We start from the raw sequence: 22,423 nt of genomic DNA on the forward strand, positions 1-22,423 counted from the left end.
ACGTAACCCACGATGCCACACCGCGAAATCGACTCAGCGCGCGGACCGGCCGTACGAGCACCCGAAATGCCAGAAAGGGGGCCGCAATAGCGACCCCCTCCGGCAAACGAGAGTTATCGGATGAACTGCCCCGCCGTGTCGGAGAGGTTGAGCAGCGGTGCGGGCGCCACACCGAGCACGAGCGTCGCTGCCACCCCGATCACCAGGGCCGCGGCGGTCAGCGCACCCGGCACGGCGATCGTCGGGGTGCTCTCACCAGGCTCCGACAGCCACATCATGACCACCACCCGCAGGTACGGGAACGCGAGCACCATGCTGGTGATCACACCCGCGATGACGAGCCAGGTCTGCCCACCGTCCAGCGCCGCCCCGAACACCGCGAACTTGCTGATGAAGCCGCTGGTGAGCGGAATGCCGGCGAACGCCAGCAGGATGAACGTGAAGACGCCCGCGAACACCGGCGACCGCCGGCCCAGGCCCGCCCAGCGGGACAGATGCGTGGCCTCCCCGTCGGCGTCCCGCACCAGCGTCACCACCGCGAACGCGGCGATCACCGTGAAGCCGTACGCGACCAGGTAGAACATCGTGCTGGAGATGCCCTCGCGGACCCCCGCGAGCACGCCGACGAGCAGGTAGCCGGCGTTGGCGATCGACGAGTAGGCGAGCAGCCGCTTGAGGTCGGTCTGCGTCACCGAGAGCACCGCGCCGACCAGCATCGTCAGGATCGCGATCGCGCCGAGCACCGGCGTGAAGTCCCAGCGGGCGCCGTCGAACGCGACGTACAGCACCCGCAGCAGGGCGCCGAACGCGGCGACCTTGGTGCAGGCCGCCATGAAGCCGGTGACCGCCGTCGGCGCGCCCTGGTAGACGTCGGGCGTCCACACGTGGAACGGCGCCGCGGCCGCCTTGAACAGCAGGCCGATCGCGATCATCGCGAGACCGCCGAAGAGCAGCGCCCGGTTGGCCGGCGACTGGGTCGCGGCCGCGTGGATCGTCGCGAAGTCGACGCCACCGGCCATCCGGCCCGGCGCCGCCTGCACCGACGCGGTGAAGCCGTAGACGAGCGCCACACCGAACAGGAAGAACGCCGACGCGTACGCGCCCAGCATGAAGTACTTGAGTGCCGCCTCCTGGCTGACCAGCCGCCGCCGGCGAGCCAGCGCGCACATCAGGTAGAGCGGCAGCGAGAGCACCTCGAGCGCGATGAACATCGTCAGCAGGTCGTTCGCCGAGACGAACAGCATCATGCCGAAGATGGCGAACGTGGCCAGCGGGTAGACCTCGGTGGCGCCGTCGGCCCGGGCCGCCTGGCGGCGGTCGTCCTCGGAGCCCACCGTGATCGCGGCCTGGGCGACGAACGGGCCGCCCTTCTCCAGTGACCGCTCACCGATCAGCAGCACGGCCATGATGGCCAGCACGATGATCGAGCCCTGCAGGAACAGCGCCGGGCCGTCGACCGCGATCGCGCCGCCCGCCGTCACCACCCGGGTCTCGGCCTGCGTCACCAGCACGACCAGCGCCGCGACCAGACCGGCCAGCGCCAGCACGAGCTGGGTCAGGTGGCGCGCGCGCTTGGGCACGAACGCCTCGACGAGGACACCGAGCGCCGCCACGCCGAACATGATGAGCAGCGGCGCGATCGCGGCGTAGTCGATGTCAGGGAACTTGATCGTCATTTGACTGCTGCCTCCGTGGTGGTGCCGGAGATGGGGGCCGGATCCGACTTGCCCACGTCTTGCATGGTGGCCTGCACGGCCGGGTTGATCACGTCCGTCACCGGCTTCGGGTAGAAGCCGAGGAACAGGATCAGCAGGATCAGCGGCGCGACCACGACCTTCTCCCGCACCGAGAGGTCGCGGCGCATCCGCGGCTCCTCGAGCAGCGCCGGGTTGAGGTTGCCCTGCGTCGTCCGCTGCACCATCCAGAGCACGTACGCCGCCGCCAGGATGATGCCGACCGTCGCGATGACCGCGACCGGCTTGTTGACCGTGAACGTGCCGACGAGCACCAGGAACTCGGAGACGAACGGCGCCGTGCCGGGCAGGGCCAGCGAGGCCAGGCCGGCGAAGAAGAGCACGCCCGCCAGCACCGGCACCAGCTTGCCGGCGCCGCCGAAGTCACGGATGTTGGCCGAGTCGCGGCGGGCGACCAGCATGCCGACCACGAGGAACAGCAGGCCGGTGGCCAGGCCGTGGTTGAGCATGTAGAGCACCGCGCCGGTGCCGGCCTGGGTGGTGAACGCGAAGATGCCGACGCCGATGAAGCCGAAGTGCGCGATCGACGTGTAGGAGACCAGCCGCTTGAGGTCGTTCTGGCCGATCGCCAGCAGCGCCGCGTAGATGATGCCGATCAGCGCCAGCGCGATCGCCCAGGGCGCGAACCAGCGCGACGCCTCCGGGAACAGCGGGAGGCAGTAGCGCAGGATGCCGAACGTGCCGACCTTGTCGAGCACGCCCACGAGCAGCGCGGCGGCACCGGCCGGTGCGGCACCACCGGCGTCCGGCAGCCAGGTGTGGAACGGGAAGAACGGCGCCTTGATCGCGAAGGCGATGAAGAACCCGAGGAACAGCCAGCGGCCCGTGTTCGTCGCGAACTCGCTGGACGTCAGCGCCTGCCAGTCGAAGGTGTGCCCACCGACGACCCAGAGGCCGATCACCGCGGCCAGCATGAACAGGCCGCCGACCAGCGAGTAGAGGAAGAACTTGACCGCCGCGTACTGGCGCTGGTGTCCGCCGAAGCTGCCGATGAGGAAGTACATCGGCACGAGCATGACCTCGAAGAACACGTAGAACAGGAAGACGTCGGCGGCCGCGAAGACGCCGATCATCGTGCATTCGAGGACCAGCAGCAGCGCGAAGTAGGTCGGAATGCTCCGCCGGCTCTTGTCGGCGTCGTGCCAGGAGGCGACGATCACGATCGGCACCAGCACGGTGACCAGCAACAGCATGACGAGCGCGATGCCGTCCGCCGCGAACGTGAACCGGGCGTCCCAGGTCGGGATCCACTGGTACGACTCACGCAGTTGGAACCGGTCGCCCCCGGCGTCGAAGGCGATCCACATGACCACCGACAGCACGAAGACCAGCAGCGACCAGGCCAGCGCCACGATCTTGGCCGTTTCCGGCCGCGACTTCGGCAGGCACCAGACGACGATCGCGCCGAGAAGCGGCAACCCCGTCAGGACCGTGAGATACGGGAAGTCCTGCATCGCTAGCTCAGCCATCCCATCTGCACTGCGACGAACGCGGCGACCACGACCAGGGCGCCGGCCATCATGGACATCGCATACGACCGGACGAAGCCGGTCTGCAGCCGGCGCAACCGGCCGGAGCCGCCGCCGACCGCGGCCGCGAGGCCGTTGACCGCACCGTCGATGCCCCGGTTGTCCAGGAACACCAGCGCGCGGGTCAGGAAGATGCCGGGCTTCTCGAAGACGATCTCGTTGAAGGCGTCGGCGTAGAGGTTGCGGCGGGCGGCCGTGACGACCACGCCGGCCGGCTGCTCGACCAGCGCGGTGCCGCGGCGGAAGAGCAGGTATGCCAGGCCGATGCCGGCGAACGTGAGCACCAGCGACAGCGTGGTGATCACCCCGTGCGACATCACCGGCTCCGGATGACCAGCTTCGTGCGGCAGCGGCGGCTCCAGCCACTTCGCGACCGGGCTGGCCATCAGGCCACCGGCGATCGCCGAACCGATCGCGAGCAGCACCAGCGGCCCGACCATGATCGGTGGTGACTCGTGCGGGTGCTCGATGTCCTCGGTCCAGCGCTTCGGGCCGAGGAAGGTGAGCACCCAGAGCCGGGTCATGTAGAAGGCGGTGAGCCCGGCGCCGAGCAGCGCGGCCCAGCCGTACAGCCAGGCGGTCCAGCCCTCACGCTCGAAGGCCGCGACGATGATCGGCTCCTTGGTGAAGAAGCCGGAGAAGCCCGGGAAGCCGACGATCGCCAGCCAGCCGGCGGTGAACGTGCCGAACGTCCACGGCATCAGCTTCCACAGCCCGCCGAACCGCCGGATGTCGACCTGGTCCTTCATGCCGTGCATGACGGAGCCGGCACCGAGGAACATGTTGGCCTTGAAGAAGCCGTGCGCGAGCAGGTGGATGATCGCCAGCGCGTACGCGCCGCCGCCGAGGCCGACGCCCAGGAACATGTAGCCGATCTGGGAGACCGTCGACCAGGCCAGCACGCGCTTGATGTCGTCCTTGGCCGCGCCGATGATGCAGCCGATCAGCAGCGTCAGCGCGCCGACGCTGACCACGACCGTCTGCAGCACCTCGTTGGCCGAGAAGATCGCGTTGGACCGGGCGATCAGGTAGACGCCCGCGGTGACCATCGTGGCCGCGTGGATGAGGGCGGAGACCGGCGTCGGGCCCTCCATCGCGTCGGGCAACCAGGCCTGCAGCGGGAACTGGCCGGACTTGCCGGTCGCGCCGAGCAGGAGCAGCAGGCCCATCAGCAGCACGACGGTCGACGACAGCCCGCCGACGCCGTTGAAGACGTCCGCGTAGTTCGTCGAGCCGAGGTAGGCGAACATCGTGAAGATCGCGATGACCAGGCCGGCGTCGCCGACGCGGTTCATCAGGAACGCCTTCTTGCCCGCGGTGGCCGCCGAGGGCCGGGTGTACCAGAACGAGATCAGCAGGTACGACGCCAGGCCGACGCCTTCCCAGCCGAGGTAGAGCATCACGTAGTTGTTGCCGAGGACCAGCAGCAACATCGCGGCGGCGAAGAGGTTGAAGTAGCCGAAGAAGGTGTGCCGGCGCTCGTCGTGCGCCATGTAGCCGACCGCGTACAGGTGGATCAGGAAACCCACACCCGTGATCAGCAGGCAGAAGACGGCGGACAGCGGGTCGAACAGCAGACCGATGTCAACCTTCAGGTTGCCGACCGAGATGAACTCCCACAGGTTGCGCTCCACCGCCCGGTTGGGCTGGTCGCGCAACGAGAAGAAGTAGATCAGGGTCAGCACGAAGCCGGCGCCGATAGCCGCTGTGCCCAGCCAGTGCGCGAACTTCGCGCTCCGGCGCCCGAGCAGCAGGATGACCGCCGAACTCACCAGCGGGATGGCGATGAGCAGCCACACGCTGCCCAGTACGCCCGTCGCGTGGGCGTACTCGATCGTCTGTTCCACGAATGCGGCCCCTCTAGTACTTCAGCAGGTTCGCGTCGTCGACGCTCGCCGAGCGTCGCGTCCGGAAGATCGTCATGATGATCGCGAGACCGACCACGACCTCCGCGGCAGCGACGACCATGACGAAGAACGCGATGATCTGGCCGTTGAGGTTGCCGATGATCCGACTGAACGTGACCAGCGTCAGGTTGGCCGAGTTGAGCATCAACTCGATGCACATGAAGAGCACGATCGCGTTGCGGCGGATCAACACGCCGACGGCCCCGATCGTGAACAGGATGCCGGCCAGCACCAGGTAGTAGCTCGGGTTCATTTCTCGGTGCCCTTCGGGGCGGTCTCGCGCGGGCTGAGCTCACGCGTCGGGAGGATCTCGGGGACGCTGCGCTGGGTGAGCGTGCCGTCCGGCAGCCGCCCCGGCGTGGCGACCGAGTCTGAGGTGGCGTAGACGCCCGGGCCCGGCTTCGGCGCCGGGTAGTTGCCCGGCCGGAAGCGCAGCCGCATCGTCTCGGGCTGGCCCAGCCGCTCGCTCTTCGGCTTGTGGATGTGCGCCAGCACCATCGCGCCGACCGCCGCCGTGATGAGCAGCGCCGACGTCGCCTCGAACGCGAACACGTAGTTCGTGAAGAGCAGCGCCGCGATGCCCTGGACGTTGCCGTTCTGGTTGGCGGCCTCGAGGCCGACCGCGGTGGTGTCGCCGACCGCCCGCGCGACCAGCGTGCCGACCAGGCCGGCGAAGCCGAGGCCGACGAGCACCGCGGCGACCCGCTGCCCGCGCAACGTCTCGATCAGCGAGTCGGACGCGTCCCGGCCGACCAGCATCAGCACGAACAGGAACAGCATCATGATGGCGCCGGTGTAGACGATGATCTGTACCATGCCGATGAACGGACCGGCCTGCACGACGTAGAACACGCCGAGGCAGAGCATGGTCAGCACCAGCCAGAGCGCCGAGTGCACGGCGTTGCGGGCCACCACCATGCCGATCGCGCCGAGCAGCGCGAGCGGGGCGAGGATCCAGAACGTGACCGCCTCGCCGGTGGTGACGGTGGCCGCGAGCGCGATGTTGGTCATGACGCTTCTCCCGTCGCGTCTTTGGTCCCGGTCTCGGACCACGGAGCCCGCTCGGCCCCGGCGGAGGTGCCCGGGTTGGTGAGCGCGCCCACGTAGTAGTCCTTCTCGGTCTCACCCAGCCGCATCGGGTGCGGCGGCTGCTCCATGCCGGGCAGCAGCGGGGCCAGGAGCTGTTCCTTGGTGAAGATCAGGTCCTGGCGGTTGTCGCGGGCGAGCTCGTACTCGTTGCTCATCGTCAGCGAACGGGTCGGGCACGCCTCGATGCACAGTCCGCAGAAGATGCACCGGGCATAGTTGATCTGGTAGATGCTGGCGTACCGCTCGCCCGGCGAGAACCGCTGCTCGTCGGTGTTGTCGCCACCCTCGACGTAGATCGCGTCGGCGGGACAGGCCCAGGCGCACAGCTCGCACCCGATGCACTTCTCCAACCCGTCCGGGTGCCGGTTGAGGATGTGCCGGCCGTGGTAGCGCGGTGCCGCCGGAGCCGGCTCGAACGGGTAGTCCGTCGTCACGATCTTGCGGAACATGTGCGAGAACGTGACGCCGAAGCCCTTGAACGTGCCCGTGATGGCGCCCATCTCAGTCTTCCTTCTCTTCGGTCGAGGTGGTGTCGACGACGTCCGGTGCGCCACCGCCCACGTTGGCCGGTTGCCGCTGCGCCACCCCGCGCCGGGCCCGCGGGCTCGGCGGGACCACGAGGTCCATCGGCGGCAGCGGGAAGCTGCCCTGCGGCCGCGCGTTGACCTGCTCCTGCAGCGGTCGCGGCGGCTGCTTGCGGCGGTCCGGCCAGGCCAGGGTGATCAGCAGGATGACCAGCAGGGCGCCGCCGATGATGCCCCAGCGGACCGCGTCGCTGTTCTCCTTCTGCAGCACCCGGATGCCGGCCAGCGCCAGGATCCAGACCAGGTTGATCGGCAGCAGGACGCGCCAGCCGAGCCGCATGAACTGGTCGTAGCGCAGCCGGGGCAGCGTGCCACGGAGCCAGACGAAGACGAAGACCAGCAGGATGACCTTGGCGAAGAACCAGATCAGGCCGAACCAACCCGAGTTGGCACCGTCCCAGATGCTGATCGGCCAGGGCGCCCGCCAGCCGCCGAGGAACAGCGTCGTGGCGACCGCGGAGACGGTCACCATGTTGACGTATTCGGCGAGCATGAAGAGCGCGAACTTCAGCGAGCTGTATTCGGTCATGAAGCCCGCGACGAGCTCGGACTCCGCCTCGGGCAGATCGAACGGCGCCCGGTTGGTCTCACCGACCGCGGAGATGAAGTAGATGATGAAGCTCGGCAGCAGCAGGATCGCGTACCAGCCGGGTGCGAAGAACTCGAACCCGCCGAGCGAGGCGCTGCGGTCGCTGCCGGCCTGCGCGGCGACGATCCCGCTGGTCGACATCGTGCCGGCGGTCATGAACACCGCGACGATCGAGAGACCCATGGCGACCTCGTACGAGATCATCTGGGCGCTCGACCGCAGGCCGCCGAGGAGCGGGTAGGTCGAGCCGGAGGCCCAGCCGCCGAGCACGATGCCGTAGATGCCCATCGAGGACGCGGCCAGGATCACCAGCACCGCCACCGACACGTCGGTGACCTGCAGCGGCGTCTGGTGGCCGAACATGCTCACCATCGGGCCGAACGGGATCACCGCGAGCGCCGTGACCGCGCAGATCACCGAGATGGTCGGCGCGAAGAAGTAGACGACCTTGTCGGCGCCCTTCGGCAGGATGTCTTCCTTGAAGGCCATCTTCAGGCCGTCGGCCAGCGTCTGCAGCAGGCCGAACGGGCCGACCTGGTTGGGACCGGGCCGCACCTGCATGAAGCCCACGACGCGCCGCTCGAACCAGACGCCCAGCAGCGTGGCGAGCACCGCGAAGACGAACGCGGCGACGACCTTGATGAGCGAGATCCACCAGGGATCGTGCCCGAAGTCGGCCAGCGTCGGGTCCTGCGCGAGGTAGACCGCGGGGGTCGTCATCGGGCTCCTCCAGCCGAGATCGAGACGACCGCGCCGGAGGTGACGCCCAGCGTCCGCCGGGTGGTCGATCCGGGCGAGTTGGTCGGCAGCCAGACCACACCGGCCGGCATCTCCGTGATCATCGCCGGCAGCGTGACCGCGCCGCGGCCGGTGCCGACCGTGACCGCCTCGCCGTCGGCGACGCCGATCGCCTCGGCGGTCGCCTTGTCGAGCCGGACCACCGGCGGGCGGGCCGTGCCGGCCAGCTCCTGGTCGCCGTCGAGCAGGCTGCCGAGGTCGATGAGCTGGTGCCAGGTCGCCAGCACCGCCTCGCCGGTGCCGGGCTCGGCCGCCTCGGCCGGCTCGTGCAGCGGCGCGTGCGGGCGGTCGGCCCGGGTGACCGGCAGGCCGCCCAGCTCGCGGCGGACCGTGTTGACGTCGCCGGTGCCGAGCGTGACGCCGAGCGCGGCGGCGAGGGCGTCGAGCACCCGGCCGTCGTTCATCGCGTCGGTCGGCAGCACCGTCTCGAAGGTCCGCAGCCGGCCCTCCCAGTCGAGGAAGCTGCCGGACTTCTCGGCCACCGGGGCGACCGGGAAGACCACGTCGGCGCGGCGGCTCACCGCGCTGCGCCGCACCTCGAGGCTGACCAGGAACGGCACCGCGTCGAGCGCCTGCTCGGCGAGCTTCGGGTCGGTGAGGTCGGCCGGGTCGACGCCGGCGACGACCAGCGCACCGAGCCGACCGCCGGCGGCCGCCACGACCATCGCGTCGGTGTCGCGGCCCGGCGTGCTCGGGATGACCCCGGCCGCCAGGTCCCAGGCACCGGCGAGCTCGGCCCGGCCGGCCGCGTCGGAGACCAGCCGGCCACCGGGCAGCAGGTTGGGCAGGCAGCCCGCGTCGACCGCGCCGCGGTCGCCCGCGCGCCGGGGCACCCAGGCGAGCTTCGCGCCGGTGCGCTCGGCCAGCGCCGCCGCGGCGGACAGGCCGCCGGGCACCGAGGCGAGCCGCTCGCCGACGATCAGCAGCGCGCCGGGGGCCTTGAGCGCCTCGGCGACCACGTCGTGCTCGGCCAGCACGCGCGCCTCCTCGCCCGGGATGATCCGGGCGACCTTGGCGCCGAGCTTCTCCAGGCCGCGGGTCACGTACGGCGAGAGCGCGTAGATCGGCAGCTTGCGCTTGGTGAACTGCTTGCGCAGGCGGAGGAAGAGGATCGGCGACTCCTCTTCCGGCTCCAGGCCGACGATGACGACGGCCGGTGCCGCGTCGACGTCGGCGTAGGTGACGTCGGTCGTGCCGACCACGGAGGAGGCCAGGAACTCGGTTTCCTCGGTCGACAGCGGCCGCGACCGGAAGTCGATGTCGTTGGTGTGCAGGGCGACCCGCGCGAACTTGGCGTACGCGTAGGCGTCCTCGACGGTCAGCCGGCCGCCGGTCAGCACGCCGACGCCGTGCGCGCCCTCGCGGGCCGTGCGCAGCCCGTCGGCCGCGACCTGCAGCGCTTCGCTCCAGGAGGCCGACCGCAGCTCGCCGGTCGCCGCGTCGCGGACGAGCGGGGTGGTGAGCCGGTCGGTGGCGGTCGCATAGCGGAAGCCCCAGCGACCCTTGTCGCAGTTCCACTCCTCGTTGACCGCCGCGTCGTCGCCGGCCAGCCGGCGCAGCACCTTGCCACGCCGGTGGTCGGTGCGCATGCTGCAGCCCGAGGCGCAGTGCTCACAGGTCGACGGCGAGGACACCAGGTCGAACGGCCGCGACCGGAACCGGTACTGCGCACCGGTCAGCGCGCCCACCGGGCAGATCTGCACGGTGTTGCCGGAGAAGTAGGAGTTGAAGGGAACGTCGCCCTCCGCCTCCTCGCCCGCCGCGGCGTCGTACACCTCGTCGCGGTAGACGTTGATCTCCTCGGCGCTGCTGCGGTTCATCAGGTCGATGAACTTGTCGCCCGCGATCTCCTCGGAGAACCGGGTGCAGCGCTGGCAGAGCACGCACCGCTCGCGGTCGAGCAGCACCTGCGAGGAGATGTTGATCGGCTTCGGGTATTCGCGCTTGTGCTCGTGGAACCGCGAGTCGGCCCGGCCGGTCGACATCGCCTGGTTCTGCAGCGGGCACTCGCCGCCCTTGTCGCACATCGGGCAGTCGAGCGGGTGGTTGATCAGGAGCAGCTCCATGATGCCCTCCTGCGCCTTCTTGGCGACCGGAGAGCTGAGCTGGGTCTTGACCACCATGCCGTCGGCGACCGGCTGGGTGCACGAGGCGACCGGCTTGCGCTGACCCTCGACCTCGACCAGGCACTGCCGGCAGGCACCCGCGGGCGCCAGCAGCGGGTGGTCGCAGAACCGCGGGATCGCGATGCCGAGCTGCTCGGCAACCCGGATCAGCAGCGTGCCCTTCGGCGCGGTCACCTCGACGCCGTCGATGGTCAGGGTGACCTCGTCGGCCTTCTTGGCTACATCCGTCATCAGTGCGCCCCCACGAGAGCCTTCTCGGACAGCCGGGGAGCCGTCCGGCCCTCGATGTAGTCGAGGTAGTCCTGCTTGAAGTACTGCAACGAGGACGTCACCGGGCTCGTCGCGCCGTCGCCCAGACCGCAGAACGAGCGGCCCAGGATGTTGTCACAGGTGTCGAGCAGCGTGTCCAGGTCCTCGTGGGTGCCCTGGCCGGAGAGGATCCGCTGGTAGACCCGGACCATCCAGTAGTTGCCCTCGCGGCACGGGGTGCACTTGCCGCACGACTCGTGGTGGTAGAACTCCAGCCACCGGTAGGTCGCGTAGACCGGGCAGTCCTGGTCCGAGAAGATCTGCGTCGCCGTCGTGCCGAGGATGCTGCCGGCACCGGCCACGCCCTCGAAGTCCAGCGGCACGTCGAGGTGGTCCGCGGTGAGCAGCGGGGTCGACGAGCCGCCCGGGGTCCAGAACCGGAGCTGGTGGCCCGGCTGCATGCCGCCGGCCAGCTCGATCAGCTCGCGCAGCGTGATGCCCATCGAGCACTCGTACTGGCCCGGGTTGTTGATCCGCCCGGAGAGCGAGTAGATCATCGGGCCCGACGACTTCTCGGTGCCCATCGTCTTCCACCAGTCGGCGCCGCCCAGCACGATGTAGGGCACGCTGGCGATGGTGCCGACGTTGTTGACCACCGTCGGCGAGGCGTAGAGGCCGTGCGTCGCGGGGAACGGCGGGCGCAGCCGGGGCTGGCCGCGGAAGCCCTCCAGCGAGTCGAGCAGGGCCGTCTCCTCGCCGCAGATGTAGGCACCCGCGCCGCTGTGCACGACGACCTCGAGGTCGTACCCGGAACCGAGGATGTTGCGACCGATGTAGCCCTTGTCGTAGGCCTCGAGCACCGCGTTGCGCAGCCGCCGCGCGGCGTGCACCGCCTCGCCGCGGATGTAGATGTAGGCCCGCTCGGCGCGGATCGCGTAGCTGGCGATGATCACGCCCTCGATCAGCGAGTGCGGGTCGTGGGTCATCAGGGGCAGGTCCTTGCAGGTGCCCGGCTCGCCCTCGTCGGCGTTGACGACGAGGTAGTGCGGCTTGCCGTCGCCCTGCGGGATGAAGCCCCACTTGAGCCCGGTCGGGAACCCGGCACCGCCGCGCCCGCGCAGGCCCGAGTCCTTGACGAGCTGGATCAGGTCGTCGGGGTGCGCCTTGAGCGCCTTCTTCAGCGCCTGGTAGCCGTCGAGCTGCTCGTAGGTCCGGACGCTCCAGGCGTTGGGCGACAGCCAGCGCTTGGTCAGGACGGGGGTGAGCTTCTCGAGGACTTCCCGCCGCGGAGAGGTGGTCACTTCTTGTCCTCCTTGGCGCCGGCCTTCTTGATCGGGGTGTCCGGGTTGAACCCCGCGACCGCGATGCCGTGCTGCTGTGCGAGTTGCAGGCCACGCAGGGTCGGCTCGCCCGGCACGCCGTCGGCGACCGCCTCGTCCCGCGTGTCCGGGAAACCGGCGAGCTGCAGCGACATCTCCTTGAGCGTGCAGAGCCGGGCGCCGCGGCTGGGCTGCGGCCGTTCGCCGCGCCGCAGGTCGTCGACCAGGTCGGTCGCCGAGCCGGGGGTGACGTTGTCGAAGAAGTCGTAGTTGACCGTCATGACCGGGCCGTAGTCGCACGCGGCCAGGCACTCGGCGTGCTCCAGCGTGATCGTGCCGTCGGCGGTGGTCTCGTCGTGGCCGACACCGAGGTGCTCGCTGAGCGTGTCGTAGACCTCCTGGCCACCGAGCACGTTGCACATCGTGTTGGTGCAGACGCTGACCAGGTAGTCACCGGTCGGGCGGCGCTTGTACATCGTGTAGAACGACGCGACCGCACCGACCTGGGCCTTGTTGATGCCGAGCACCTCGGCGCAGAACTCGACGCCCGCCGGGGAGACGTGACCCTCCACCGACTGCACGAGGTGCAGCAGCGGCAGCAGGGCCGACCGCGTGCGGTCGGCGGGGTAGCGGGCCAGGATCTCCCGGGCCCGCTGCCGGATCTCCTCGTCGAAGACGGTCGTTGGCGCTGTCATCGGTCACACCCACCCATCACCGGGTCCAGCGAGGCGCCGCCGGCGATGACGTCGGCGATCAGGCCGCCCTCGGCCATCGCGGGAAGCGCTTGCAGGTTCACGAAGCTGGGCTCGCGGAAGTGCACCCGGTAGGGGCGGGTGCCGCCGTCGGACACCGCGTGGGCGCCCAGCTCTCCGCGCGGGCCCTCGATCGCCACGTAGACCTGGCCGGGCGGCACCCGGAAGCCCTCGGTGACGAGCTTGAAGTGGTGGATCAGCGACTCCATCGACTGACCCATGATCTTGGCGACGTGCTCCAGCGAGTTGCCGAGGCCGTCGACGCCGAGCGCGAGCTGCGCCGGCCAGGCGATCTTCTTGTCGGCGACCATGATCGGGCCGGGCCGGAGCCGGTCGACCGCCTGCTCGACGAGCTTGAGCGACTCGCGCATCTCGGCGAGCCGCACCTGGTAGCGGCCCCAGACGTCGCCGTCGTTGGAGGTCGGCACGTCGAACTCGTAGGTCTCGTAGCCGCAGTACGGCATGGTCTTGCGCAGGTCCCACGGCAGGCCGGCGGAGCGCAGCACCGGGCCGGTGACACCGAGCGCGACGCAGCCGGTCACGTCGAGCACCGCGACGTTCTGCGTGCGCTCGATCCAGATCGGCTGGCCCGAGAGCAGGTCCTCGTATTCCTTGAGGCGCTTGGGCATCACCTTGAGGAACTCGCGGATCTTCGCGATCGCGCTGTCCGGCACGTCCTGCGCGACGCCGCCCGGGCGCACGTAGGCCATGTTCATCCGCAGGCCGGAGATCATCTCGAAGATCTCGAGGATGTACTCGCGCTCGCGGAAGCCGTACAACATGATCGAGATGGCGCCCAGCTCCATGCCGGTGGTGGCCAGCCAGACCAGGTGCGACGAGATCCGGTTGAGCTCCATCATCAGCACGCGGATGGTGGTGGCCCGCTCGGTGATCTCGTCCTCGATGCCGAGGAGCTTCTCGACCGCCAGGCTGTAGGCGGTCTCGTTGAAGATCGGCGCGAGGTAGTCCATCCGGGTCACGAACGTCGTGCCCTGCGTCCAGTTGCGGTACTCGAGGTTCTTCTCGATGCCGGTGTGCAGGTAGCCGACGACGGAACGCATCTCGCGGACCGTCTCGCCCTCGAGCTCGAGGATCAGCCGCAGCACGCCGTGGGTCGACGGGTGCTGCGGGCCCATGTTGACGATGAGCCGTTCCTCGTTGACCGGGTCGGTGCCGCTGACGACGGTGTCCCAGTCGCCGCCGGTAACGGTGAAGACCTTGCCCTCGGACGTCTCGCGCTCAGGGGCGTAACTCGGATTGGTGGTCACTGGTAGCTCCTCCGCCGGTCCGGCGGTGGGATCTCGGCGCCCTTGTATTCGACCGGGACCCCGCCGAGCGGGTAGTCCTTGCGTTGCGGGTGGCCTTCCCAGTCGTCCGGCATGAGGATCCGGGTGAGGCCGGGGTGGCCGTCGAAGACGACCCCGAACATGTCGTAGGTCTCCCGCTCCTGCCAGTCGGCGGTCGGGTAGACCGAGGTCACCGACGGCACGTGCGGGTGGTCGGTGCCGACCGCGACCTCGAGTCGCACCCGGCGTCGGTAGGTCATAGACGCCAGGTGGTAGGTCACGTGCAGCCGGCGCTCGTCGGAACCGAGATAGTCCACACCGGACACCGAGGAGCAGAGCTCGAAGCGCAGCGACTCGTCGTCGCGCATCGTGCGGGCGACCTCGACGATCCGCTCGGCCTTGACGTGCAGCGTCAGCTCGCCGCGGTCGACGACCACCTTCTCGATGGCCTCGTCGAGGCCCGGGAAGGCCTCTTCGAGCGAGTCGTAGACCTCGTCGAAGTAGCTGCCGTACGGGCGCTCGGTGCCGCCGGCGCCGACCCGGCGGCGCACCAGGCCGCCGAAGCCGGAGGTGTCACCGGAACCCTGGATGCCGAACATGCCGCGACCGGCCACAGAGGACGGCGGCAGCTCCGCGGGCGCACCGGTGTGCGCGCCGACCGGGGCCGCCTGCACGGGCACGCCGCCACCGGGCTTGGCGCTCGGCGGCGTCGGGTCCTGGTTGGTCGGGTTGGCCGACTCGTCCGGCGGCGGAGTGCGCTGGGCGTGTTCCTTCGGATCGGCCACCGGGTCCTTGTCGGCAACCGGGTCCTTGCCGGGTGTCGTGGTCACCACCGTCCACCTCCCTGGAGGTGTCGTTCCTGCTTCATCCAGTTCTCGATCCGCAACTGCTCCTCGCGGCCCTCGCGGACCGCCTGGGTCCACTCGGCGCGGCGGGCCTTGTCGTTGCGATAGGAGGAGGGCATCGAGCCGTACGGCACGACCGGCACGTCACCGCGCTCCTTGCGCTGCTCGAGCATGCGCCGGCCGTTGGGGCCCAGCGGCTCGTGGTTGATCTTCTCGCGCAGCTTGAGGATCGCGTCGATCAGCATCTCGGGCCGCGGCGGGCAGCCGGGCAGATACATGTCGACGGGCACGACGTGGTCGACGCCCTGGACGATCGCGTAGTTGTTGAACATGCCGCCGCTGCTCGCGCAGACGCCCATGGAGAGCACCCAGCGGGGCTCCGCCATCTGGTCGTAGATCTGCCGGAGCACGGGCGCCATCTTCTGCGACACCCGGCCGGCGACGATCATCAGGTCGGCCTGGCGGGGCGAAGCACGGAACACCTCCATGCCCCAGCGGCCCATGTCGTAGTGCGGGCCACCGGCCGCCATCATCTCGATCGCGCAGCAGGCGAGGCCGAACGTGGCGCCCCAGACCGACGACTTGCGGGACCAGTTGACCAGTTTCTCCACGGAGGTGAGCAGGACGCCCGCGGGGAGTTTCTCTTCGATGCCCATGCTGGCGCGCCTCCCTTCAGTCCCAGTCCAGGCCGCCGCGTCGCCAGACGTAGGCGTAGGCGATGAACACGGTGCCGATGAACATGACCATCTCGACGAACCCGAAGAGCCCGAGCTGGTCGAAGCTCACGGCCCACGGGTAGAGGAAGATGATTTCGATGTCGAAGACGATGAAGAGCATCGCCGTCAGGTAGAACTTGATGGGGAACCGGCCGCCGCCCACCGGCTGCGGGCTCGGTTCGATGCCGCACTCGTAAGCGTCGAGCTTGGCGCGGTTGTAGCGGCGTGGGCCGGCGATCCGCGCCGACGCCACGGAGAACAGCGCGAAGAAGGCAGCGAGGGCGAAGAGCCCAACGATCGGTGCGTACGGAGAGAGCGTCATGGTCTTCCCCTGCTCGTCCTTCCCTGCCCTCTATCGAGAACCAGCGTCTGAGTATTCACCGTTGTGCAGGCCTTCGCCCGGCGGGGTCAGGCCGTTGTATCGCACTCACACGGCCGGCACGACCTTCGTCATCGCGTTGATGACGCGGTCCATCGCGTCGCCACCGCGCGGATCCGTCAGGTTGGCCAGCAGTTTGAGAACGAACCGCATCAGCGTCGGGTGCGGCATGCCGTGCTTGGTTGCTATCCGCATGATCTGCGGGTTGCCGATCATCTTCACGAAGACGTTGCCGAGGCGGTAGTACCCGCCGTAACGCGCCTTCAACGCGGCCGGGTAGGCGGCCAGCGCGCGCTCGCGGTCGGCGCCGGTGCGGGCGAGCGCCTGCGCGACCACCTCGGCCGCGAGCTCGCCCGACTCCATCGCGTACGCGATGCCCTCGCCGTTGAACGGGTTCACCATGCCGCCGGAGTCGCCGACCAGCAGCACGCCGCGGGTGTAGTGCGGCACGCGGTTGAAGCCCATCGGCAGCGCGGCGCCGAGGATCGGGCCGTCGGCGTTGGCCTCGTCGTTCATGCCCCACTCGGGCGGCGTGGCGCCGAGCCACTCGGTGAGCATCCGGCGGTAGTTCGTCTTGCCGAACGCGGCCGAGGAGTTGAGCACGCCGAGGCCGACGTTGACCCGGCCGTCGCCCATGCCGAAGATCCAGCCGTAGCCGGGGAGCAGCTTGTCGCCGCCCTCCTTGCTGCGCAGCTCCAACCAGGACTCGAGGTAGTCGTCGTCGTGCTTGGCCGGCGAGTGGTAGTAGCGGCGGACCGCGACGCCGATCGGCCGGTCCTCGCGCTTGGCCAGGCCCATCGAGAGCGGGAAGCGGCCGGAGACGCCGTCGGCGGAGATGACCAGCGGCGCGTGGAACGTGAGCTGCTCGCCGCCCTCGGCCTCGGCGGTCACGCCGATGACGCGGCCGGTGCCGGCCTCGTCGCGGACGGGGCCGGTGACCGTGACGCCGGTGCGCAACTCGGCGCCGGCCTTGACGGCCTGCTTCGCGAGCAGGTCGTCGAAGTCGAAGCGGGTGCGCACGAGGCCGTAGTTGGGGAAGCTCGCGAGGTCGGGCCAGTCCAGCTCGAGGCGGACGCCGCCACCGATCACCCGCAGGCCCTTGTTGGGCAGCCAGCCCTGCTCCTCGAAGGAGCCGCCGGCGGTAATGCCCAGCTTGATGAGCTGCTTGACCGCGCGCGGCGTCAGGCCGTCGCCGCACACCTTCTCGCGCGGGAACTGCGACTTCTCGAGCACGAGCACGCGGATGCCGTGCCGCGCCAGGTGGTAGGCCGTCGTGGATCCACCCGGCCCGGCGCCGACGACGATGACGTCGGCGTCGTTCTCCCTGCTGGCGGCCACTGCGATTCCCCCTCGGCTGCTGGCGTCCCGCTCCTCCAGTGCTCGTGAAATGCTTCACAAGCTCGTTGGGGCGAGTCTAGAACCGGGGATACTGCGGGCGCCCGGTTAGGTATGCCTAACTCCCGAGGCGAAACCGAGTTGTCGATCGATGTCCGTTTCGCGAACCGGACATTTACGAAAAAGGCTCACATGCGGGTGGCGCGATGCAGCGCCACGATTCCGGCAGACAGGTTGCGCCACCCCACAGCACCCCATCCGGCCTGCTGAATGCGGGTCGCGAGATCTCGCTGGTTAGGCCACATCTGGATCGACTCGGCGAGGTAGACGTAGGCGTCGGGGTTGCTGGAGACCCGCCGGGCGACTGCGGGGAGTGACCGCATCAGATACGAAAGGTAGATGGTGCGGAACGTGAAGTTGGTCGGGTGGCTGAACTCACAGACCACCAGGCGGCCGCCGGGCCGCGTCACTCTGGCCAACTCCCGTAACGCGGCGCCGGTGTCGACGACGTTGCGCAGGGCGAACGAGATGGTCACCGCGTCGAAGGTCGCGTCGGGGAACGGCAGGGCCAGCGCGTCGCCCGCGAGCAGCGGCACGGTTGGCCGGGTGTGCCGGCCGGCGCGGAGCATGCCGGTCGAGAGGTCCGCGCCCACGGCGTAGGCCCCGGAGCGGCCCAACTCCTCGGTGGACACGCCCGTGCCGGCGCCGACGTCGAGCACCCTCTCGCCGGGCTCGAGGTCGAGCGCCGCGCGGGTCGCCCGCCGCCAGCCACGATCCTGCCCGAAGGAGAGGACGGTGTTGGTCAGGTCGTACCGCTGCGCCACTCCGTCGAACATCTCGGCGACCTCGTGCGGCTGCTTGTCCAGGTTGGCTCGCGTCACCCGGCCACTCTATGGTTCGGCCCGCCCCCGGGTCGGGAGCGGGCCGATTCGACGTTGGTTTGGTTACTCGGCCGTGAAGGTGCGGCGGCGGCGCAGGACCAGCACCAGCACCAGGCCCGCGGCGAGGATGGCCGCGCCGACGCCGGCGATCAGCGCCGTCTGCGTGCCGGTGACCGGCAGGCCGTCACCGCCACCGCCGCCACCCGGGACGTCGGGGTTCGGGCTCGCCGGCGGGCTCGACGGCGCGGTCCCGACGACCGCGACGAACTGCACGTCGTTGTCGCCCTCGTCGGCCTCGGTGATCTCCTTCTTCTGCGACTGCGTCGCCATCCGGGCCTCGTCGCCCGCGCGCTCGGCGTCGTCGCCGTCGGGCGTGATCGCCTGGGCGTGCAGGACGCCGCCGGGAATGACGCCGGCCGGGGCGTCGGCGGCCACCTTGACCGTGATGGCCGGCAGCAGCACCTCACCCGGCTTGAGCACGACGTCGGCGTTCTCGCAGAACAGGGCAAAACCGGGGACGTCGGCCGCCTCGCAGTCGGCCGGTGCCGACGCGACCTCGACGTGGTCGGGAAGCTTGAGGGTGTAGGTCACGCCGACCACGCGCTTGCTGCCGTGGTTGAAGATCGCCGAGTCGAACGGCGCCGTGTCGCCCGGGGTCACCGGGGTGCGCGTCTCCTCGCCGACCTCGTCGCCGTCGGCGACGACCCCGGCGTAGACGTCCTGCGCCCACACGGTGAAGTCGTAGGTCTTCTTCTTGACCGTGATGTCGGCTTCGACGACGTTGTTGGCGAGGTTGGTGTCGCCGGCGACGGTCGCGGTGACCTTGAAGAAGCCGCCCGAGCCCCGGAAGGCGTCGATGCTGAACAGCGGGACGCCGAACTCGTAGTCCTGACCGGGCAGGATGTCGCCGATCGCGCAGGTGTAGGCCAGCCGGCCCGCCTTCTCACAACCCTCGGGCCGCTTCCAGCCGACGCCGCCGTCCAGGTTGTCGAGTTCGACCTTGACGACCACGTCGGCGGCGACCGCGTTGCCGAGGTTGTCGAGTTCGACCACGAACGGCTTGGCCTTGGCCCGCTTCACGCCTTCGGCGATGCTCAGGCTCTTCGGGGTGACGGCCACGTCCGGGCCATCGGCCGCGTACGCCGGCCCGGCCGGCCCGGCGACGACCACGAAGCCGATCGCGAGGGCCGCGGCGGCACCGGCGCGGAGCAGCGTGCGCGTGTTCATCTGATCCTCTGGGGGCTGAGAGGCTATTGATGCCTGTGTGACAGGTGGGAATGGGAACAGCGCACGGTAACCGCCGGAACCGACGCACCGCTAGACGGAGATCGGATAGAAAAACGCCGAGGCGGGATGGTTTCCCATCCCGCCTCGGCTCTATATGTACGACCGCCCGAGCGGTCGGCGTCTCATTGGCGCGCATCCGGTCGCATGCCTCGCGACGTCACGGACGCTATCGACCCGCGAAAAGCAGCCGCTAGCAGGCGGCACGATTCGTGTGCTGACCGTTGCCGAAATGTTGCCGAAGGCCCCGCTGAAACGTTTTTCAGCGCGTCTCGACGAGCGGCAACGGCGTGCCGACCCCGCCACCCGGCAGCGCGATCGACGAGAAGTGCGAGACCACGCGGTCGTCGGTCGGGTCGTCGGCCGGCGTGTGATGCACCCTCAGGTGGTTGTAGAGGGTGTCGCGCTGCGCCGGGATCCGGCCCGCGGAACGGATCATCCAGATCAGTTCGTGCAAGTTGGACCGATGCCGCGCACCGGCGGAAGAGATGACGTTCTCCTCCAACATGATCGAACCGAGGTCGTCGACGCCCATGTGCAACGCGAGCTGTCCGACGTCCTTGCCCGTCGTCAGCCAGGAGGCCTGCAGATGCGGGACGGTCTCGAAGAACAACCGGGCCACCGCGATCAGCCGCAGGTATTCGAGTGTGGTCGCCTGGGTGCGGCCCTTGAGGTGGTTGTTCTCGGGCTGGTAGGTCCACGGGATGAAGGCCCGGAAACCGCGGGTGCGGTCCTGCACGTCGCGGATCATCCGCAGGTGCTCGATGCGCTCCGCGTTGGTCTCGCCGGTGCCCATCATCATCGTCGCGGTGCTCTCCAGGCCGAGCGTGTGCGCGATCTCCATGACCTCGAGCCAGCGCGCGCCGGACTCCTTGAGCGGCGCGATCGCCTTGCGCGGCCGGTCGGGCAGCATCTCCGCGCCGGCGCCGGCGATCGAGTCGAGCCCGGCCACCTTGATCCGGGAGATCGCCTCCTCGAGGCTGACCCCCGACACCTTGGCCATGTGCAGGATCTCGGACGGCCCGATCGAGTGGATGACGAGCTGCGGGTACGCGCCCTTGACCGCGCTGAACAGTTCCTCGTAGTACTCGACGCCGTACTCCGGGTGGTGCCCGCCCTGCAGCATCACCTGCGTCGCGCCGAGCTCGACCGCCTCACCGCACCGCCGCAGGATCTCCTCGGTCGGGTGGGTCCAGCCCTCGGCGTGCTTCGGCGCGCGGAAGAAGGCGCAGAACTTGCAGGCCGTCACGCACACGTTGGTGTAGTTGATGTTGCGATCGATCAGGTACGTGACGATGCCGTCCGGATAGCGGCGGCGGCGCACCGCGTCGGCCGCCTCGCCCAGCGCGTGCAACGGCGCCTCGGTGTAGAGCAGCAACGCCTCCTCGGGGGTGATCCGCCCACCGTCGGCGCCACGCTGCAGAACGTCGTCGATCTCCCGCGCGTTATCCACGGACCGAGCCTAGCTCCGCGCCGGACGGGCAGCTCGGCGGACCGCGCGGGTAGTGTCGAGCGTCGCGTAGAAGGGAAATGTCAGGGTGCGGGTGGTACACGGGGTCTGGACCGGTGCGGCGCTGGGCCTGTGGGGCGAGGCCGGGCTACCGGACCTGCCCGGCGAGCCGGTCACGCTGACGCTCACGCTGCCGACCGTCGACGGCCGCCCCGTGCCCGCGGCCGACGAACCGCCCGCCGGAGCGACGCTGGTCGCACAGCCCGTCGAGGCCCGCCTGCTCGATCCGGCGACCGCGCTCGACCTGCTGGAGAGCCTCGACGCGACCGACGATCCGGACTGGACACCCGGTGGTGACCTGCGTTACCTCGCGGTCGTCGCCGCGTACGCCCAGGGTCTGTTCCGGCGGGGCCGGCTGCTCCCCCGGCTGGTCACCGCCGACGGGGCGCACGCCGCCCGCTGGCGCCCGGTGCTCACCGGCCGCGACGCGGTGGCCTTCCGTGACCTGGCCGCGGCGATGCCGGGCGCGGTCCGGGCACTGGGCGCACCGCCGCCCGGCGAGGTGCTGCACGGGCTGCTCGACGCGTTCACGGACGCCGCCGCCCGGCGCGCGCTGCCCGAGCGCCTGCTGCTCGGCCACCGCCCCGGCCCGAAGGCCCCGGTAGCCGACCGGTGGATGCTCGCGCTGACCGCCGCCGACCCGACCGTCACGGTGACCACCCCGCAGCGCCCGGAGCTGCTGGCGCTGCGGACGGCGCTGGACGCCTGGCACCGCGCCGCGCACCAGGCCAACGAGCCGGTCCGGGTCTCGTTCCGGCTGGTCGAGCCGCTGCCCACCACGGACCGGTGGGACCTCGAGTTCGCCCTGCAGTCGGTGGACGACCCGTCGCTGTACGTGCCGGCCGCGGTGATCTGGGCCGGGCAGCGGGTGCCGGGCCTGCCGGCGCGGCCCGACGAGACCCTGCTGGCGGGCCTCGGCCGCGCGGTGCGGCTGTTCCCGCCGCTGGACGCGGCGCTGCGCGAGTCGCAGCCGACGGAGGCGCTGCTCGACACCGCGGCCGCGTACACCTTCCTGCGCCAGGCCGCGCCCCTGCTGCAGGCGGCGGGCTACGGCGTGCAGCTGCCGGCGTGGGCGGGCCGCAAGAGCCTGGGCCTGAAGCTCACCACAAGGTCCAAGACCGCGGCCGGCGGCAAGGCGCTGGCGGCGCAGGGCGTCGGCAAGGACCAGCTGGTCGACTTCACGATCGACCTGATGGCGGGCGACGAGGAGATCAGCGCCGCGGACCTGCACGACCTGGCCCGCCTGAAGGTGCCACTGCTGCGGGTGAAGGGCCGCTGGGTCGAGTTCGACGACCGGCAGCTCACGGCCGCGATCCGGGCGGTGGAGCAGCACCGCACGGGCGAGATGACGATCGCCGAGGTGCTGTCGACGGTCGCGGCGGGCGGCGACGAGGACCTGCCACTGGTCGCGGTGGACGCCGACGGCTGGCTGGACGACCTGCTCTCGGGCGACGCGGACCACCGCCTCCGCCCGACCCCGACGCCGCCGTC

Annotated in this window: 17 protein-coding genes and 2 pseudogenes; 1 reads left to right on the top strand and 18 read right to left on the bottom strand. The window is 70.0% G+C overall.

The features are described from left to right. Positions 1–113: 113 nt before the first annotated feature. From nuoN to mqnC, 18 genes and pseudogenes are all read right to left on the bottom strand, one after another. The gene (gene nuoN, locus Asi02nite_RS30735) at positions 114–1,676 is read right to left on the bottom strand and encodes an NADH-quinone oxidoreductase subunit NuoN (RefSeq protein WP_203717499.1); all 1,563 of its coding nucleotides are present in this window, start codon (positions 1,674–1,676) and stop codon (positions 114–116) included. Continuing rightward, the gene (locus tag Asi02nite_RS30740) at positions 1,673–3,208 is read right to left on the bottom strand and encodes an NADH-quinone oxidoreductase subunit M (protein WP_203717521.1); all 1,536 of its coding nucleotides are present in this window, start codon (positions 3,206–3,208) and stop codon (positions 1,673–1,675) included. The genes nuoN and Asi02nite_RS30740 overlap by 4 nt, the downstream gene beginning before the upstream one ends. A 2-nt stretch (positions 3,209–3,210) precedes the next feature. Beyond that, positions 3,211–5,130 carry an NADH-quinone oxidoreductase subunit L gene (nuoL, locus tag Asi02nite_RS30745; RefSeq protein ID WP_203717500.1) on the bottom strand — a complete coding sequence of 640 codons (1,920 nt, stop codon included), beginning with the start codon at positions 5,128–5,130 and terminating at the stop codon, positions 3,211–3,213. A gap of 13 nt (positions 5,131–5,143) precedes the next feature. Then, the gene (nuoK, locus tag Asi02nite_RS30750; RefSeq protein ID WP_203717501.1) at positions 5,144–5,443 is read right to left on the bottom strand and encodes an NADH-quinone oxidoreductase subunit NuoK; all 300 of its coding nucleotides are present in this window, start codon (positions 5,441–5,443) and stop codon (positions 5,144–5,146) included. Next, positions 5,440–6,201, bottom strand: coding sequence for an NADH-quinone oxidoreductase subunit J (locus Asi02nite_RS30755; protein WP_203717502.1), 762 nt, complete (start codon positions 6,199–6,201; stop codon positions 5,440–5,442). The genes nuoK and Asi02nite_RS30755 overlap by 4 nt, the downstream gene beginning before the upstream one ends. Next, on the bottom strand, positions 6,198–6,779 hold the full coding sequence (gene nuoI / locus Asi02nite_RS30760; RefSeq protein WP_203717503.1) for an NADH-quinone oxidoreductase subunit NuoI: 582 nt from the start codon (positions 6,777–6,779) through the stop codon (positions 6,198–6,200). The genes Asi02nite_RS30755 and nuoI overlap by 4 nt, the downstream gene beginning before the upstream one ends. A 1-nt stretch (position 6,780) precedes the next feature. Beyond that, complete coding sequence (gene nuoH / locus Asi02nite_RS30765) at positions 6,781–8,172, bottom strand: NADH-quinone oxidoreductase subunit NuoH (protein WP_203717504.1); 1,392 nt, start codon at positions 8,170–8,172, stop codon at positions 6,781–6,783. Continuing rightward, complete coding sequence (locus tag Asi02nite_RS30770; RefSeq protein WP_203717505.1) at positions 8,169–10,607, bottom strand: NADH-quinone oxidoreductase subunit G; 2,439 nt, start codon at positions 10,605–10,607, stop codon at positions 8,169–8,171. Before Asi02nite_RS30770 ends, nuoH begins: the two co-directional genes overlap by 4 nt. Then, positions 10,607–11,926, bottom strand: a complete 1,320-nt coding sequence (gene nuoF, locus Asi02nite_RS30775) for an NADH-quinone oxidoreductase subunit NuoF (protein ID WP_203717506.1) — start codon at positions 11,924–11,926, stop codon at positions 10,607–10,609. The genes Asi02nite_RS30770 and nuoF overlap by 1 nt, the downstream gene beginning before the upstream one ends. Positions 11,927–11,952: 26 nt before the next feature. Next, a pseudogene (nuoE, locus tag Asi02nite_RS30780) lies at positions 11,953–12,639 on the bottom strand (NADH-quinone oxidoreductase subunit NuoE); the annotation flags it as partial. After that, positions 12,636–13,964, bottom strand: a complete 1,329-nt coding sequence (locus Asi02nite_RS30785) for an NADH-quinone oxidoreductase subunit D (RefSeq protein WP_203717507.1) — start codon at positions 13,962–13,964, stop codon at positions 12,636–12,638. The gene Asi02nite_RS30785 and the pseudogene nuoE, both read right to left, overlap by 4 nt. Then, positions 13,961–14,662, bottom strand: a complete 702-nt coding sequence (locus Asi02nite_RS30790; protein WP_203717522.1) for an NADH-quinone oxidoreductase subunit C — start codon at positions 14,660–14,662, stop codon at positions 13,961–13,963. The genes Asi02nite_RS30785 and Asi02nite_RS30790 overlap by 4 nt, the downstream gene beginning before the upstream one ends. A 146-nt stretch (positions 14,663–14,808) precedes the next feature. Next, entirely contained in the window at positions 14,809–15,483 is a 675-nt protein-coding gene (locus tag Asi02nite_RS30795) for a NuoB/complex I 20 kDa subunit family protein (RefSeq protein ID WP_203717508.1), read from the bottom strand. Positions 15,484–15,499: 16 nt separating this feature from the next. Then, positions 15,500–15,865: an NADH-quinone oxidoreductase subunit A gene (locus tag Asi02nite_RS30800; protein WP_203717509.1), complete on the bottom strand. Its 366-nt coding sequence runs from the start codon at positions 15,863–15,865 to the stop codon at positions 15,500–15,502. Positions 15,866–15,970: 105 nt separating this feature from the next. Further along, positions 15,971–17,260 (bottom strand): geranylgeranyl reductase family protein, encoded by a 1,290-nt coding sequence (locus Asi02nite_RS30805; protein ID WP_203717510.1) that lies wholly within the window; start codon positions 17,258–17,260, stop codon positions 15,971–15,973. 185 nt (positions 17,261–17,445) lie between these two features. Next, positions 17,446–18,138, bottom strand: coding sequence for a demethylmenaquinone methyltransferase (locus Asi02nite_RS30810; RefSeq protein ID WP_203717511.1), 693 nt, complete (start codon positions 18,136–18,138; stop codon positions 17,446–17,448). Positions 18,139–18,201: 63 nt separating this feature from the next. Next, entirely contained in the window at positions 18,202–19,365 is a 1,164-nt protein-coding gene (locus tag Asi02nite_RS30815) for an LPXTG cell wall anchor domain-containing protein (protein WP_203717512.1), read from the bottom strand. A gap of 319 nt (positions 19,366–19,684) precedes the next feature. Further along, positions 19,685–20,875, bottom strand: coding sequence for a cyclic dehypoxanthinyl futalosine synthase (gene mqnC, locus Asi02nite_RS30820; protein ID WP_203717513.1), 1,191 nt, complete (start codon positions 20,873–20,875; stop codon positions 19,685–19,687). 673 nt (positions 20,876–21,548) lie between these two features. Here mqnC and Asi02nite_RS42455 point away from each other — a divergent pair. After that, positions 21,549–22,292 (top strand): annotated as a pseudogene (locus tag Asi02nite_RS42455) (SNF2 helicase-associated domain-containing protein); the annotation flags it as partial. Positions 22,293–22,423 lie beyond the last annotated feature (131 nt).

Origin of the sequence: Asanoa siamensis (assembly GCF_016862555.1) — a bacterium.
Lineage (GTDB): Bacteria > Actinomycetota > Actinomycetes > Mycobacteriales > Micromonosporaceae > Asanoa > Asanoa siamensis.